At 61.9% G+C, this 15283-nt stretch carries 13 protein-coding genes; 10 read left to right on the forward strand and 3 right to left on the reverse strand.

Annotated features, from left to right (window positions below):
- Positions 1 to 162 precede the first annotated feature (162 nt).
- Complete coding sequence (locus AC2CGQ_RS21695) at positions 163 to 1065, reverse strand: LysR family transcriptional regulator (protein ID WP_031299766.1); 903 nt, start codon at positions 1063 to 1065, stop codon at positions 163 to 165.
- A gap of 140 nt (positions 1066 to 1205) precedes the next feature.
- Between AC2CGQ_RS21695 and AC2CGQ_RS21700 the strand changes: the two genes are divergently transcribed.
- The 7 genes from AC2CGQ_RS21700 (at position 1206) to AC2CGQ_RS21730 (ending at position 7828) form a co-directional block, all read left to right on the forward strand.
- On the forward strand, positions 1206 to 2741 hold the full coding sequence (locus tag AC2CGQ_RS21700) for an MFS transporter (RefSeq protein ID WP_004934074.1): 1536 nt from the start codon (positions 1206 to 1208) through the stop codon (positions 2739 to 2741).
- A gap of 41 nt (positions 2742 to 2782) precedes the next feature.
- Positions 2783 to 3826 carry an HlyD family secretion protein gene (locus AC2CGQ_RS21705; RefSeq protein ID WP_004934076.1) on the forward strand — a complete coding sequence of 348 codons (1044 nt, stop codon included), beginning with the start codon at positions 2783 to 2785 and terminating at the stop codon, positions 3824 to 3826.
- Positions 3823 to 5268 (forward strand): efflux transporter outer membrane subunit, encoded by a 1446-nt coding sequence (locus tag AC2CGQ_RS21710; protein WP_484593878.1) that lies wholly within the window; start codon positions 3823 to 3825, stop codon positions 5266 to 5268. Before AC2CGQ_RS21705 ends, AC2CGQ_RS21710 begins: the two co-directional genes overlap by 4 nt.
- Positions 5249 to 6022, forward strand: coding sequence for a siderophore-interacting protein (locus AC2CGQ_RS21715; RefSeq protein ID WP_004934080.1), 774 nt, complete (start codon positions 5249 to 5251; stop codon positions 6020 to 6022). Before AC2CGQ_RS21710 ends, AC2CGQ_RS21715 begins: the two co-directional genes overlap by 20 nt.
- A gap of 21 nt (positions 6023 to 6043) precedes the next feature.
- Positions 6044 to 6487: a universal stress protein gene (locus AC2CGQ_RS21720; protein WP_015376224.1), complete on the forward strand. Its 444-nt coding sequence runs from the start codon at positions 6044 to 6046 to the stop codon at positions 6485 to 6487.
- Between the two features lie 71 nt (positions 6488 to 6558).
- Positions 6559 to 7071 (forward strand): Mpo1 family 2-hydroxy fatty acid dioxygenase, encoded by a 513-nt coding sequence (locus AC2CGQ_RS21725; protein ID WP_484593879.1) that lies wholly within the window; start codon positions 6559 to 6561, stop codon positions 7069 to 7071.
- Position 7072: 1 nt separating this feature from the next.
- A complete protein-coding gene (locus AC2CGQ_RS21730) occupies positions 7073 to 7828 on the forward strand; it encodes a nucleotidyltransferase domain-containing protein (protein ID WP_166444727.1) in 756 nt (251 codons plus the stop codon).
- A gap of 20 nt (positions 7829 to 7848) precedes the next feature.
- Here the strand turns inward: AC2CGQ_RS21730 and AC2CGQ_RS21735 are convergent, their stop codons facing one another.
- Entirely contained in the window at positions 7849 to 8949 is a 1101-nt protein-coding gene (locus AC2CGQ_RS21735; RefSeq protein ID WP_004934091.1) for an alkene reductase, read from the reverse strand.
- Between the two features lie 364 nt (positions 8950 to 9313).
- Between AC2CGQ_RS21735 and AC2CGQ_RS21740 the strand changes: the two genes are divergently transcribed.
- A complete protein-coding gene (locus tag AC2CGQ_RS21740) occupies positions 9314 to 10480 on the forward strand; it encodes an MFS transporter (protein WP_004934092.1) in 1167 nt (388 codons plus the stop codon).
- A gap of 33 nt (positions 10481 to 10513) precedes the next feature.
- On the opposite strand, the gene AC2CGQ_RS21745 is transcribed toward AC2CGQ_RS21740, so the two are convergent.
- A complete protein-coding gene (locus tag AC2CGQ_RS21745) occupies positions 10514 to 11263 on the reverse strand; it encodes an NAD-dependent epimerase/dehydratase family protein (RefSeq protein ID WP_015376227.1) in 750 nt (249 codons plus the stop codon).
- 660 nt (positions 11264 to 11923) lie between these two features.
- Here AC2CGQ_RS21745 and bglF point away from each other — a divergent pair.
- Together bglF and AC2CGQ_RS21755 are read left to right on the forward strand one after the other, a co-directional pair.
- A complete protein-coding gene (gene bglF, locus AC2CGQ_RS21750) occupies positions 11924 to 13789 on the forward strand; it encodes a PTS beta-glucoside transporter subunit IIABC (RefSeq protein WP_103086105.1) in 1866 nt (621 codons plus the stop codon).
- Between the two features lie 14 nt (positions 13790 to 13803).
- On the forward strand, positions 13804 to 15207 hold the full coding sequence (locus AC2CGQ_RS21755) for a glycoside hydrolase family 1 protein (protein WP_015376229.1): 1404 nt from the start codon (positions 13804 to 13806) through the stop codon (positions 15205 to 15207).
- Positions 15208 to 15283 lie beyond the last annotated feature (76 nt).

The raw sequence follows: 15283 nt of genomic DNA on the forward strand, positions 1-15283 counted from the left end.
GCTTGGCGAAATGGAACATCGATGCCATTGCCCGCGCCGCTCGGTTTACCCAAGACGTCTGAGTATGCGCAGGGCTTCGGCAAAATGCCATATTACCGGCTTATCTGGCAGGCGTATTTGGGTTCTGCCGCGAGCGTCTCTTCTCCCCAACCCCTAACCCCCTCACTCCCTCTGCAAAAAGAACTGCTTGATGGTCTGCCGCAGCCAGCGATGCGCCGGATCGCGATCCAGGCGCGGGTGCCAGGCCTGCACGATAAACACCGATTCCAGCTCGAGCGGTAGCTCGATCTCCGCCAACGGCAGGTGGATGTTGCTCACCCCCTGCAGTACGTGGCGCGGCAGCGGCAGGATAAAGTCCGATTTCATGGTCAGCATCATCGCCGAATGGAAGCCCGGCAGGGTCAGGGCGACGTTGCGCTGCAGGCCGAGATCGCGCAGCGCGTCGTCGATCGGCCCCTGCGTGCGCCCACGGCGGGAGACGCTGATATGCGGGTAATGAGTCAGGGTTTCGGGCGTTACCCGGCCGATGATTGGGTGCCCAGGGCGCACCAGCGCCTGAAAGGTGCTGGTGAACAGGCTCTGCGTCTTGATTTCCGGGTGCCAGTCGCGCGAGGAACCGATCACCAGATCCACCTTGCCGCTGCGCAGCGCGTCATCCTCGCCGTCGCTTTCAGCGATAAACTTCAGGCCGCTTAACGGCGCCATGTCCCGCAGCGTCTCCAGCAAGCCGCCCGCCAGCGCGCCGATAAAAATGTCGTTGGCGCGAATGGTGAAGGTTCGGGTCAGCTTGCCGGGTTCGAACGCATCATTCGGTGCGATCAGCGCGGCGGCCTGCTCGATGATCTCGCCGAGCTGGCGTTTCAACTCCAGCGCGCGCGGCGTCGGCACCAGATGCTTGCCGGCCCTGACCATGATCGGATCGTCGAACTGCCGGCGGATGCGCCCCAGAATGCGGCTCATCGCCGGCGCGCTCAGATTCATCTTCTCGGCGGCGCCGCTCACGCTCCCTTCTTCCAGCAGCAGATTCAGCGCATAGATCAGGTTGAAATCAATTTTTTGCGGCATGGCCTCTCCGGTGGTGGTGCGTTCAATGGATTGCGTTTTGTGCAATTAGTTAATTACATCATTTCATTTTAAACAATCGAAATAAGTCCGGATACTGCCCACGACAACAAAGATTGAGGCTGAAACAGCAGGAGTGGGGAATGGTTGAGGTGTCTGTTACGCCGCACCACAAAAATCGGTGGCTCGCCAGCGCCGGCGAAATCAACGGCCGCACCTGGCTGGGATTGTTCGGCGTGTTTTTGGCGGTGATGGCCAGCGGCGTGGGGGAAAACGCCAGCAAGTTCGCGCTGGCGGATATACAGGGCGGCATGCTGCTGAGTTTCGATGCCGGCAGTTGGCTGACCACCTGTTACGTTACCGGCTTTGTGATCGGTTCCGGGTTCACCCCCTGTTTTTGGCCGACCTTTTCGTTGCGCCGGGTGGCGTTGACGATGTGCGGCATTTACCTGGCCGGCGGGCTGCTGACGCCCTGGTTGGGAGAACAGTATGGCGTGTTGCTGGCGGTGCGCAGCCTGCAGGGCTTCGCCGGCGGCGCGTTGCCGCCGATGCTGATGACGGTGGTGCTGCGTTTTATGCCGCCGCTGATCAAGGTGTTGGGGCTGGGCGCCTACGGCTGGGTCTCGGCCTGGAGCGCTACGCTGGGCGCCACCGCCGCCGCTTTCGCCTTTCACTGGGGTTGGAGTGGGTACTTCTACTGGAACCTGCCGCTGATGGCGATTGCCGCTGTGTGTATCGGCTACGGTCTGCCGCAGGATCCTCTGCGGCTGGAGCGCCTGCGGCAGTTCAACTGGCGCGGCCTGCTGCTCGGCGGCATGGCGCTCGGCATGCTGACGGTGGGCATTTCACAGGGGGAGCGGCTCGACTGGCTGAACTCGCCGCTGATCTACGTTTTATTATTGGGCGGCGGCGGATTATTGGCGTTATTTCTGATTAACGAATGGTATCACCCGCTGCCTTTTTTTAATTTGCAGCTATTAAGCAAAAGGAATTTGTCTTTCTCCTTAATTACGCTGGGTGGCGTGCTGTTAATTATGGTGTCGCTGGTCAATATTACGTCGGGATATTTATCCGCGATTCAGGGCTATCGTCAGGAACAAACTTCCGACTTAATGCTGTGGGTGGCGTTGCCGCAATTAATTACGCTGCCGATTGTCGCCATTATTTGCAATACGCCGCGGGTGGATTGCCGCTGGGTACTGGCGATCAGCCTGCTGTTGATGGCCACCGCCTGCGTGCTGGCCGCCCAGCTGACGCCGGAATGGAACGGCGAGACGTTTCGCGTTATCGCGCTGTTGCAGGCGGTCGCGCAACCGATGGCGATCATCCCCCTGCTGATGCAGGCGACCGGTGGGCTGTTGCCGACCGACGGGCCGTTTGCGGCGGCCTGGTTTAACGCGGTGAAGGGCTTCGCCGCCACCGCGGCCGGCGGCGCCATCGCGCTGCTCAGCCGACAGCGAGGGGACTATCACGCCGGCACGATCGCCGACGGTTTTGGCTCGGCCTACAGCAGCGCATCGGGGTCGGCGGAGCAGCTGGCGCAGCTTGCCGCCCGGCAGGGCCACGTGCTGGCCAGCGCCGATCTTTATCTGTTGGTTGCCGGCCTGGCGTTATTACTGACCGCGCTGATTTTAGTTATGCCGACCCGTATTTATCCGCCGCGTTCGGTCGCCGCCTGACATTTTATCATCAGAAATAAATATTAAGTGGAGTCACTTTTATGGCTAACAAAAAAGTCGCCGTCGCCGTATTGGCGGTTACCGTCATTACGCTGGGGTTATTAATGAATAAGTTTTTTATTAAAGAGACACAGCAGAATACCAACGACGCCTATATTCGCGCCGATATCTCGCGTATTTCTCCGCAGATTGCCGGTGAAATTGCGCAGGTATTGGTCAGGGACAACCAGTGGGTTAAACAGGGGGAGTTGCTGGCGGTGATCGATCCGCGTGAATTCAACGTTGCCCTTGCGCAGGCGACGGCGCAGGAGCAATCCGCCCGCGCCCGGCAGGACGACGCCAGGGCCAACCTCACCCGGCAGAGCGCGCTGATCGCCGCCGCGCTGGCGGAGCGGCAGGCGGCGCAGGCGGAGCTGGCGTTTGCGCGTCAGGAGCAGAACCGCTACCAGAGAATGGCCAGCAGCGGCGCGGGGTCGCAGCAGGCGGCGCAGCAGGCGACAACGCGGGTGCACACGCTTTCCGCCAATGTGGCGCAGGCGGAGGCGACGCTCAAAGCGGCGCGAAACATGGAGCAGGTGCTGCAGGCCAAGCTGGCGGACAGCGATGCCGAGCTGATGCTGGCGCAGGCCAAGAAAGCGATGGCCGAACTGAACCTGTCTTACACCCGCATCACCGCGCCGATCGGCGGCGTGATCGGCAAGAAAAGTCTGCGGGTCGGGGAGTTCGTCAAACCGGGCGATGCGCTGCTGGCCATCGTGCCGCAGGACAAGCTGTACATCATCGCCAACTACCAGGAAACCCAGTTGGAAAACATTGCGCACGGGCAGTCGGTAGACATCCATATCGATACCTTTCCCGGCCAAACGCTGAAAGGGCAGGTGGACAGCATCGCACCGGCTTCCGGCGTCAGCTTCGCGGCCGTGGCGCCGGAGAACGCCACCGGCAACTTCACCAAGATCGTGCAGCGCATCCCGGTGAAAATTGTATTTGATATCAACAAAGAGCATGCCGCCTTGTTGAGCGCCCTGCGCGTCGGCATGTCTGCGGACGTCAGCATCAATACGCTGGACGGAGGCCTGCAATGAACAGAGCCGTGATCCCGCTGCTGTTGATGGCGCTGAGCGGCTGCCGGGCGGTAGGGCCGGACTACGCTCGGCCGCAGAGTGCGCTGCCCGAGAGCTGGGGTGAGCAGGCCGGCGGCGGGGCATTGCCGGTGGTCTGGTGGTCGATATTCAACGATGCGCCGCTGTCGCAGCTGGTGCAGCGCGTGGCGGCCGGTAACCTGGATCTGCAGCTCGCCACGGCGCGCCTGCAACAGAGCCGCGCCCTGCTGGGGGGGACGGAGGCGGCGCTGATGCCGGATCTGAGCCTGGATGGCGCCTATCAGCGCCAGCGAGCTACCTCGGTGGGCAGCATGGATCCGTCCGGCAACGGCGGAGAGGCGGATTACAACCTCTGGCGCGGCGGCTTCAGCGCCGCCTGGGAGCTGGACATGTGGGGCAAGCTGCGCCGCGCCTCGGAAAGCGCGCGCGCCGGCTTCGCCGCTTCGCAGGAGAATCGGCGCGCGCTGCTGACGTCGGTGACGGCGGAGGTGGCGAGCGACTATCTGCGCCTGCGCGCCACGCAGCAGCAGCTGGCGGTGGCGCAGGAAAACCGTGCTACGGCGCTGCGTACGCTGCAGCTGACGCAAAGCCGCTATCAAAGCGGCGCGGGCAACGAACTGGATATCGATCAGGCGCAGGTGCAATTGGCGCAGGTGGATGCCCTGCTGCCGACGTTGGCCGACCGGCAAGAACGGCTGATTAACGCCATCGGCCTGTTGTTGGGCGAGCGGCCGGGCGCGCTGCACGCGATGCTGTCGCCGCCGGGGCCGCTGCCGACGCTGGCGCGCGCGGTGCCGATGGGGGTGCCGTCGGATCTGGCGCTGCGCAGGCCGGATATTCGCGAAGCGGCGGAGCGTTTGCATCAGGCGACCGCCGAGATCGGCGTCGCCACCGCCGACTACTACCCGCGCATCACGCTGACCGGCAACGCGGGCTACCAGGCATTGGCCTTGTCGGATATGGGCAGTTGGTCCACGCATACCTTCGCCATCGGCCCCGTTTTGTATCTGCCGTTGTTCGACGGAGGGAAAATCACCCAGCGGGTGCGCCTGAGCGAATATCGCCAGCAGGAAATGGCCATCGCCTACCAGCAAACGGTGCTGCGCGCCTGGCACGAGATCGACGACGCGCTTTCCGGCTATCGCGCCCAACAGCGCCGCCAGACGCACCTGGCCGAGGCGCTGGCCGCCAACCGGCACGCGTTTGCGCTGGCGCGCGACAGCTATCTGAACGGCGCCAGCGATTTTATCCACGTTCTGAGCACGCAGCGCGCGCTGCTGGATCTGCAGTCCGCGCAAATTGTTTCAGAGGAGGAGACGGCGATCGCCGTGGTGAATATCTATCGAGCGCTGGGCGGCGGCTGGGAACTCACCTACCCGTCTGCGGCGCCACAGGAGAAGGCTGATGCACAACACGCTGAATAAGATTGTCGACGAGATGCTGGAAAGGGACACCCGCCGCAAACGGGAGGCCCGGGTGAGCGCCGTGCGGCAAGTCACCGCTCGGATCAGGCGCATCACGTTGAGCGGCGACGATGTGGATAAGTTTATCGCCGATCCGCGCGCGCAGGAGCCGGCCAGCTGGGTCAAGGTGTTCTTCCCGTGGCGCGATACGCTGGCCGGGCGGGCCTACACCCTGAGCGGCATCGACAAACTCGCTCGCACCTTCGATATCGACATGGTGCTGCACGGCGAAGGTCCGGCGTCGAACTGGGCGCGCGACGCGATGCCGGGCGACAAGCTGGGGTTCGCCGGCCCTTGCTCCGGCGGCTTTCGGCTGTTGCCGCAAACTCGCTGGCTGCTGTTGCTGGGTGATGAGACCGCGCTGCCCGCCATGCGCACCATTCTCGCCTCGCTCTCCGCCCCGTTGCCGGTGCTGTGGTTCGCCGAGGTGGGCGATGCGCAGGAGATCCAGGACGTCGATTGCTCCTTTTTGCAGGTGAACAGCTGGCAAATCCGCACCCGACATTTCGACAGCGTGATGAACAGCCCGCTGGTGCAGGCCGTCAGCCATTGCGAGCTGCCGGCCGGCGAAGGGCAGGTGTGGTTGGCCTGCGAGCACCAGGTCGCCGCCTATCTGAAGGCGCGTTTTATCAACGAAATGGGCATTTCCCGCGCCGCCTTGTTTGCCAAAGGTTATTGGAAAAAGGGCGAAGCCAATTTCAAGGGCGCGATTTAACTCGGGCGAGTGAGGATGGTTATGATTGAGAGAGTGTTATTGGCGGTGGACTGCTTTGAACACAGCGGCAACGCCCTGGAATTTATGGCGCGCCTGCAAGGCAGCATCGGCGGCGTGATTGTGCTGACGGTGGTGGACAATGCCTTCACGCTCAGCCGCAGCGGCCTGCGTTTCGACAGCGATGAGCGCGAGGAGTATCCCGCCGCCCAACGGGAAGAAGCGCTGGCGGAAAAGCAGGTCGGGCAGGTGACGCGGGCGCTGAAACAGCAGGGCTTCAATGCCCAGGGCTTGCTGGCCGCGGGCTCGCCCATCGAGGTGATCCCGGAACAGATGGCGCTGTTCAACTGCGATCTGTTGATCATCTCGCACCGCCACCTGTCTTCGTTGGGGCGCTGGCTGAACGCTTCCGTCACGCGTGGCCTGCTGGATGAGATCGGTCAACCGGTATTGGTGATCCCGCGCTAAGCTATGGGTAAGGGCAGCCGCATGCGGCTGCGCGCGTTCGGCGACGAAGGCCGCACATACCGGAGGTCAACATGCGAAGTCTGGAAGATCACCTTGCCGCTTATGCCGCCTATCACCGCGATGCGCGCAATATCGCCACGCATTTTATCGGTATCCCCCTGATCGTCATCAGCCTGCTGGCGCTGCTCTCCCGGCCGGCGTGGGGCGCGGAAGGGCTGCCGTTTTCGCCGGCCTGCGCGGCGGTTATCGTCTCGGCGCTCTATTACCTGCGGCTGCACCTGCGCCTTGGCATCATGATGCTGGCGTTGCTGCTGCTGTGCCTCGTGTTCGGCGCCTGGGTGGCGTCGCTGTCGACGGCGGCGTGGTTGAGCGTCGGCATCGGCGGCTTCGTCATCGGCTGGCTGTTTCAGTTTGTCGGGCATTTCTGGGAGGGGCGAAAACCGGCGTTTATGGACGACGTGACGGGCCTTATCATCGGCCCGCTGTTCGTGCTGGCGGAAGCCTGCTTCCTGGCCGGCGGGCTGCGCGAACTGCAGCGGAACATCGAACTGCGCGCGGGCAAAGTGCGCAGCGGGAGGGGATGAGGTGGCGTTGATTCCCACGGTGACGGCATTTCCGCTGCAGCAGGCTTTTATCCCGCTGCTGGAGGCGCTGACGGCGGGGCTGCCGCGCCAATTCCCGGCGCTCATCCACAGCATTTACCTCTACGGCAGCGTCGCGCGCGGCGAAGCTCTTCCCGGCGTGTCCGATCTGGACATCACGCTGTTGCTCATCAAGCCGGCCGATAGCGGGGCGTTGCAGCGCCTTGAAGCGTGGCGGCAAGCCTTTCAGCTGGAGCAGCGGATCGTGAGCAAGGTCGACTTTGACATCGGCAGCGTTGATGAAGCGTTGGCGCCGGAGCATCACGATTCCTGGGGATTTTGGCTGAAGCATCACTGCCGATGCCTGTGGGGCGAAGACGTGTCCGCCGCTTTTTCGCTGTTTCGTCCCGATCGGCGCATCGCGCTGGCGGTCAATGCTGATTTACGGCCCGCGTTGGCGCGTTATCGGGAGCAACTGCTGCAGGCAAGGACGGTATCGGATGAGAGGCGCTTAAAGCGCGAAGCGGCCAGAAAGCTGATCCGCGCCACCAATATGTTGCGCGCCGAGGGGAGCCCGTTCTGGCCGATAACGCTAACCGACTATGCCGATCAGCTGTTGGCGCTTTATGCAGAGCAGCGCGATGAAATGGACTATTGGTTAGCGCACGCGGCAGGGGAGGCGAATGACGCGGATTTTAGCGACAGAATGATGCAATTTCTTGACTGGATCGAAGCACAGAAAAAAATAACGCCGGCTTGAGCCGGCGTTGTCGGCGAGCGTTACCCGATCGCCGGGTAATCGGTGTAGCCTTCCCGGCTGCCGCCGAAAAATTTCTCTTTAATGGGCGCATTCAGCGCCAGCCCGTGTTGCAGGCGGTGAGGCAGATCCGGGTTGGCGATGAACGGGCGGCCGAAGCCGATCAGATCCGCCCAGCCTTTGGCCAGCGCTTCTTCAGCGCGTTCACGCGTGTATTTGCCCGAGTAAATCAGCGTGCCGCGGAAAATCAGGCGCAGTGATTCTTTGAACGCCGCCGGCATCACCGGGGCGTCATCCCAGTCCGCTTCGGCGATGTGAATGTAAGCGGCGCCGATATCGTTCAGCACGCTGGCCGCCGCCAGATAGGTGGCTTCCGGGGTATCGTCCTGCGAGCCCATCAGGGTGGTCAGCGGCGCCAGGCGCACGCCCAGTTTCTCTTTGCCGATGGCGTCCGCTACCGCCTGCGCCACTTCCCGCAGGAAACGCAGGCGATTTTGCAGTGAACCGCCGTATTCGTCGTCGCGCTGGTTTTCCCGCGAGTCGATAAACTGATTGATCAGATAGCCATTCGCGCCGTGCAGCTCTACGCCATCGAAACCGGCGGCGATGGCGTTGCGGGCCGCCTGAGCGTAGTCATTGACGATCGCCGGAATTTCTTCCCGCGTTAAGGCGCGCGGTGCGGAGTGTTGCACCATTTCACCCACGCCATGTTCCGGCCCGCGGCCTTCGACATCCACAAATACCTTGACCCCATCGGCCTGGATAGCGGAGGAGGAGACCGGCGCGGCGTGGCCAGGCTGTAGAATGGTATGCGACACGCGGCCGACGTGCCAAAGCTGCGCGAAGATCTTGCCGCCGGCCTGATGTACGGCGTCGGTGACTTTTTTCCAACCGGCGATGTGTTCCGGGGTGTAAATGCCGGGCGTCCAGGCATAACCCTGGCCTTGCTGGCTAATCTGCGTGCCTTCGCTGACGATCAGCCCGGCGCTGGCGCGCTGGGCATAATATTCAGCCATCATGTCGGTGGCGACGTCGCCGGCGCCGGCCCGAGAGCGGGTCATGGGCGGCATGACGATGCGATTGTTCAGCGATAAACCGTTTAAAGAATACGAGTCAAAAAGCATGGCGCTTCCCTCTGTGTGAATGGGGCCGTAGGGCATTGATGTTTTACTGAGGCCATTATATTTCGTCGTTTAATTCTAAAAACGCGCACAATAACAAAACACTTTTGCTCTGTGTTCAATAGTTGCGGTGGCCGCCGGCTTGCCGCAGGTGGCGGGAATGAACCCGATGTGCGCTCGGGCGACGGCGGCTATTGCCTGTCGGCGCGTGGTTGGGATAGAGTCGGCTGCTGTTTTTCCCCACGATTTTTAACAAAATCGCAAAAGTCTTTTAGCCTCCCGCCTGCTTATCTTTGGTGTGATCAATGTCATACTTTTGGCATCTTAACTTTCCCGCGCTTCGGCAGCGGTTAACCGGAGTTGTTGAATGAAAATTAACTTTCCCTTATTAGCCCTGGCGGTGGGGGCGTTCGGCATCGGCACGACCGAGTTTTCCCCGATGGGGTTGCTGCCGACCATCGCCAAAGGGGTGGACGTCTCCATCCCGATGGCCGGCATGTTGATCAGCGCCTACGCCGTCGGCGTGATGGTCGGCGCACCGCTGATGACGTTGCTGCTTTCTCACCGGGCACGCAGAAGCGCGCTGATCTTCCTGATGGCGATCTTTACTCTGGGTAACGTGCTGTCGGCCGTTGCGCCTGACTACACCACCCTGATGCTGTCGCGCATCATCACCAGCCTGAACCACGGCGCGTTCTTTGGCCTCGGATCGGTGGTGGCCGCCAGCGTGGTGCCGAAGGAGAAACAGGCCAGCGCCGTGGCGACCATGTTTATGGGCCTGACCATCGCCAATATCGGCGGGGTGCCCGCCGCGACCTGGCTGGGTGAAACCATCGGCTGGCGCATGTCGTTCCTGGCGACGGCCGGGCTGGGCGTGATCGCCATGCTGGGGCTGTGGTTCTCGTTGCCGCAAGGCAGCGCCGGCGCGCGTCCGGATGTGAAACGCGAGCTGTCGGTATTGGTGCGCCCTCAGGTGCTGTCCGCCTTGCTGACGACCGTGCTGGGCGCGGGCGCGATGTTCACGCTCTATACCTATATCTCGCCGGTGTTGCAGCACATCACCGATGCGACACCGCTGTTCGTGACGTCCATGCTGGTGTTGATCGGCGTCGGTTTCTCCATCGGCAACTACCTCGGCGGCAAGTTCGCCGACCGCTCCGAAAGCGCGACGCTGAAAGGCTTCCTGTTGCTGCTGGTGGTCATTATGCTGGTGATCCCGTTCCTGGCGCGCAGTGAAATCGGCGCTGCAGTCAGCATGGTGATTTGGGGCGCGGCGACCTTTGCCGTGGTGCCGCCGCTGCAGATGCGCGTGATGCGTGTCGCCAGTGAAGCGCCGGGGCTGTCGTCTTCGGTCAATATCGGTGCCTTTAACCTGGGCAATGCGCTGGGCGCCGCCGCCGGTGGCGCGGTAGTCTCCGCCGGGCTGGGATACAGCTTCGTGCCGGTGATGGGGGCGATTATTGCCGGATTGGCGCTGCTGCTGGTGCTGTTCACCCACCGTCAGGCCGAAAAAGTGGCCTACGCCAACGGTTAAAACGACAGCGTGCGGCGGGGTTCCCCGCCGCGCTCACTCAAAGCCGAGCAGGCTGAACGCATCGTCCTGCGGGGCGTAGCCGAGCAGGCGACGGGTCTCTTCCAGCGATAAACGCGTGTAGCGGTTATTGGAAACCCCGTGCACCACCGCATATTGCACCCCGTCGACACGAATGCAGCGCTCCAGCAGATCGGCGGCATCGCGATGGCTGAGAAACGCGCTCATGTCGCGGGCGCTGAGCCGATCGCCCGGGCTGAGGGTGGTGAAGTTGGCGATGCGCACCGACAGGGCGGAAAGCCCTTCCTGATGGGCGAAGTAGGCGGCGATGCCTTCGCCGAACGCCTTGCTGGCGCCGTACAGGTTTTTCGGTTTCGGCGCGTCATCCGGGCGGATTTGGTAATCGAGCGGATAGCCTTCCACCGCCTGTGCGCTGCTGGCGAACACCACCCGGCGGCAGCCGGCGTCTTTCGCCGCGCGGAAAATATTGAAGGTGCCGAGAATGTTGTTGTCCATCAACGAACCGCAAAAGTCGGCATCGGGGGAGGGATCGGCGGCCAGGTGCAACACGGTGTCGATATTGGCGCAGGCCGCGCGGCAGGCGTCGAGATCGGCGATGTTGAAGCTGATGACTTCGTCGCCGGGCTGCAGATCGTGCAGCAGGCTGACATCCCTTTCCGCCAGCCGCAGCGCGTAGCGATCGCCCATCGCCTGGCGAAACGCCGTGGCTACCCGGCCGCCGGCGCCGGTGATCAGAATCCGTCCCAACTCAGTCCGCAACGTCATGGTCGCTGTCATCCTTACAATCGATTACGCGTTGACCAGTAATAATCGCCCGCGTGACTTTTGTCCAGTCGTTTTAATTAGTCATTCTGATGTTTCTTTCACCATTATCAATTGCACATGGTGATTTTTGCGCAGGTGAATATCGTGGAATGTTAACGATGCGCAATCAAGTTTGGCGATCTATTTGCCTTATGGATTGCCGATTTCGACCAAAAAAGCGGGGATTGACAGTGGATGGACGAGCGCTTTGCTTTCGCCTGACCGTGAATTATTAGGTTAGTTAATCTTATGTTTTTGCCTGAGGCGGGCGATATTCCGCCCCCTCTCTATTCCGCCTGCGCGATATATCACTGCTGTGCTGAAGCCGATAGAGGGCGACAGGCCTTATTTGATACCTCAGGTCGGTTTTGCCCGCCCGATCACAGTTCGGCAATTTGCCGACGCAAAGGCTTGCCCCGGCAAAATCCGCGGTGTTAACGTCATAACTCAACCGATTTAGGGTTGTTACTGCTACGGCAGGCAAAACCTAAACCTCGCGTTTCTGTTCCCCGATGGGGCAGAGGCCGCGAGGTTTAGGTTTTTTTTTGCGCCGAATTTTGCCTCAGCGCCAGGCCAGCGTGGGGCGGGGAGCGGCAGAACGCGAAGTCTAAGGATAACTGTATGAAATATGACACATTAGCCAGTGAGATTTTGGCCGGCGTCGGTGGCCGCGACAATGTGAAAAGCCTGGTGCATTGCGCTACCCGCCTGCGTTTCAAGCTGCGCGACGACAATCGCGCCAACGCGGCAGCACTGAAGAAAAACCCCGGCGTCATCATGGTGGTGGAGAGCGGCGGCCAGTTCCAGGTGGTGGTGGGCAACCATGTGGCGGAAGTGTTCGACGCGGTTAACCGCGTTGGCGGATTGGCCGAAGGCGCGCCGAGCGACGACGCGGGCGGCAAAAAAGACAACTTGCTCAGCCGCTTTATCGATCTGGTGTCCGGCATTTTTACCCCGCTGCTTGGGGTGATGGCCGCTTCGGGGATCCTGAAAGGCTTCCTGGCGCTGAGCCTGGCCTGTGGCTGGCTGCTGGAGAGCGGCGGCACCTTCAAAATGCTGTTCGCCGCCAGCGACGCGCTGTTCTACTTCTTCCCGATCATGCTCGGCTACACCGCCGGGAAAAAATTCGGCGGCAACCCCTTCGTCACCATGGCGATCGGCGGCGCGTTGACGCATCCGCTGATGATGGCGGCCTTCGAAGCGGCGCAGCAGCCGGGCGCGGTGCGCGAGTATTTCTTCGGCATTCCGCTGACCTTCATCAACTACAGCTCGTCGGTGATCCCGATCATCTTTGCGGCCTGGGTGTCCTGCCGCCTGGAGCCGCTGTTTAACCGGGTGATCCACAGTGCGCTGCGCAATTTCATCACGCCGCTGCTGTGCCTGGCGATCACCGTGCCGTTGACCTTCCTGCTGATCGGCCCGGCGGCAACCTGGCTCAGCCACCTGCTGGCCAACGGCTATCAGAGCATTTACGCCTTTAACCCGATCATCGCCGGCGCCTTTATGGGGGCGATGTGGCAGGTGTGCGTGATCTTCGGCCTGCATTGGGGATTGGTGCCGTTGATGATCAACAACCTGAGCGTGCTGGGGCGCGACACCATGGTGCCGCTGCTGTTGCCGGCGGTGATGGGGCAGGTCGGCGCCACGCTGGGCGTGATGCTGCGCACTCGCGACGCCAAACTGCGGGCGCTGTCCGCTTCGGCCATCGGCGCCGGGATTTTCGGCATCACCGAGCCGGCGGTGTATGGCGTCACGCTGCCGAACAAACGCCCATTCATCTTCGGCTGCATCGGCGGCGCGCTGGGCGGCGCGGTGATCGGCTACTTCCATACTTCGGTTTACTCGTTCGGCCTGGTGAGCGTGTTCACCTTCGCGCAGATCATCCCCGGCGGCGGCATCGACGCCACGGTATGGGGCGCGATCGGCGGCACCCTGCTGTCGTTCGTGTTCGCCGCGCTGGCCAGCTATCTGTTCGGCGTCGCGCCGGCGGAAGAGGCCGCCGCACAGCCTGAAGCCGCCGCGCCGCTCAACCGCAAACAGGCGATTCTCAGCCCGATCGCCGGCGACATCGTGCCGCTGGATCAGGTGAACGACGCGACTTTCGCCAGTGGCCTGCTGGGGAAAGGCGTGGCGATCGCGCCGCAGCAGGGGCGCGTGGTGGCGCCGGTGAGCGGCAGCGTGGCGTCGCTGTTCAAAACGAAACACGCCATCGGCATCGAATCGGACGACGGCGCGGAGATTCTTATTCACGTCGGCATCGATACCGTGAAGCTGGACGGGGCGCATTTCACCGCCCACGTGCGGGAAGGCGAGCGGGTCGCCCCGGGCGATCTGCTGATCGAGTTCGACCAGGCGGCGATCCATGCCGCCGGCTATGACACCACCACGCCGATCATCATCAGCAACAGCGATGATTACGTGGACGTGTTGACCAGCGGCCTGTCTCCGGTGCAGGAACAGGCGCCGCTGCTGACTTTATTACGCTAATTGAGGAGCAAGCGATGAACGGCAAGTTTCCGCAACATTTTCTGTGGGGCGGCGCGGTAGCGGCGAACCAGGTTGAAGGCGCGTATCAGGCCGACGGCAAGGGGCTGTCGACTTCCGATCTGCAGCCGCAGGGCATCTTCGGCGCCATCACGCCGCGCGCGGCGGGCGACAGCGGCATCAAGGACGTGGCGATCGATTTCTATCATCGCTATCCGGAAGACATCGCGCTGTTCGCCGAGATGGGCTTCAAATGCCTGCGCACCTCGATCGCCTGGACGCGCATTTTCCCGCAGGGCGATGAAGAGACCCCGAACGAAGCCGGGCTGGCGTTTTACGATCGGCTGTTCGATGAGATGGCGAAATACAGCATTCAGCCGCTGATCACGCTGTCGCACTATGAGATGCCTTACGGCCTGGTGAAACGCTACGGCGGCTGGGGCGATCGGCGCACCATCGACTTCTTCGAGCGCTACGCGCGCACGGTGTTCGAACGTTACAAGCACAAGGTCAAACACTGGCTGACCTTCAACGAGATCAACATGTCGCTGCACGCGCCTTTCACCGGCGTCGGTCTGCCGCCGGAGAGCGACAAGAGCGCCATCTATCAGGCGATCCACCATCAGCTGGTGGCCAGCGCCAAAGCGGTGAAGGCCTGTCACGAGATCGTGCCGGAGGGCAAAATCGGCAACATGCTGTTGGGCGGCATTCTGTATCCGCTGAGCTGCAAGCCGGAAGATCTGCTGGAAACCCAGCGGCAAAACCGCGACTGGCTGTTCTTCGGCGACGTGCAGGCACGCGGCTATTACCCGGCCTATATGCAGCGCTTCTTCCGTGAAAACGGCATTCAGGTGGCGATCACCGAGGAAGATCGGCGAACGCTGCGTGAAACCATCGATTTCATCTCGTTCAGCTACTACATGAGCGGCTGCGTCACCGCCGACCCGGAGCAGTATGAGACGGCGCGCGGCAACATTCTCGATATGGTGCCGAACCCGCATCTGGCCAGCTCGGAGTGGGGATGGCAAATCGACCCGATCGGGCTGCGCTACCTGCTCAACGTGCTGTACGACCGCTATCAGAAACCGCTGTTCATCGTCGAAAATGGGCTGGGCGCCAAAGACCGCGTCGAGGCCGACGGCAGCATCAACGACGACTACCGCATCAACTACCTCAATGATCATCTGGTGCAGGTGGCGGAAGCGATCGACGACGGCGTCGAGGTGATGGGCTACACCAGCTGGGGACCGATCGATCTGGTCAGCGCTTCGAAGGCCGAAATGTCGAAGCGCTACGGCTTCATTCACGTCGACAGGGACGATGCCGGCAACGGTAGCCTCGAGCGCCGCCGTAAGAAGAGTTTCTACTGGTACCGCGATGTGATCCACAGCAACGGCGCCAGCCTGAAAGACCGACGCTAACCCTTCAGCCCGGCGGCAAGCGCCGGGCGTTAACCTAACGTTATTCGCTGCTGTTCATGATGGGAAATTCTCTCCC

This window comes from Serratia sp. DFXYC6 (assembly GCF_057196085.1).

Coding starts and splice junctions, on each gene's coding strand:
- AC2CGQ_RS21695 (WP_031299766.1), bottom strand. CDS start 1,065: ATGCCGCAAAAAATTGATTTCAACCTGATCTATGCGCTGAATCTGCTG.
- bglF (WP_103086105.1), top strand. CDS start 11,924: ATGAAATATGACACATTAGCCAGTGAGATTTTGGCCGGCGTCGGTGGC.
- AC2CGQ_RS21705 (WP_004934076.1), top strand. CDS start 2,783: ATGGCTAACAAAAAAGTCGCCGTCGCCGTATTGGCGGTTACCGTCATT.
- AC2CGQ_RS21735 (WP_004934091.1), bottom strand. CDS start 8,949: ATGCTTTTTGACTCGTATTCTTTAAACGGTTTATCGCTGAACAATCGC.
- AC2CGQ_RS21755 (WP_015376229.1), top strand. CDS start 13,804: ATGAACGGCAAGTTTCCGCAACATTTTCTGTGGGGCGGCGCGGTAGCG.
- AC2CGQ_RS21710 (WP_484593878.1), top strand. CDS start 3,823: ATGAACAGAGCCGTGATCCCGCTGCTGTTGATGGCGCTGAGCGGCTGC.
- AC2CGQ_RS21725 (WP_484593879.1), top strand. CDS start 6,559: ATGCGAAGTCTGGAAGATCACCTTGCCGCTTATGCCGCCTATCACCGC.
- AC2CGQ_RS21720 (WP_015376224.1), top strand. CDS start 6,044: ATGATTGAGAGAGTGTTATTGGCGGTGGACTGCTTTGAACACAGCGGC.
- AC2CGQ_RS21740 (WP_004934092.1), top strand. CDS start 9,314: ATGAAAATTAACTTTCCCTTATTAGCCCTGGCGGTGGGGGCGTTCGGC.
- AC2CGQ_RS21745 (WP_015376227.1), bottom strand. CDS start 11,263: ATGACGTTGCGGACTGAGTTGGGACGGATTCTGATCACCGGCGCCGGC.
- AC2CGQ_RS21700 (WP_004934074.1), top strand. CDS start 1,206: ATGGTTGAGGTGTCTGTTACGCCGCACCACAAAAATCGGTGGCTCGCC.
- AC2CGQ_RS21715 (WP_004934080.1), top strand. CDS start 5,249: ATGCACAACACGCTGAATAAGATTGTCGACGAGATGCTGGAAAGGGAC.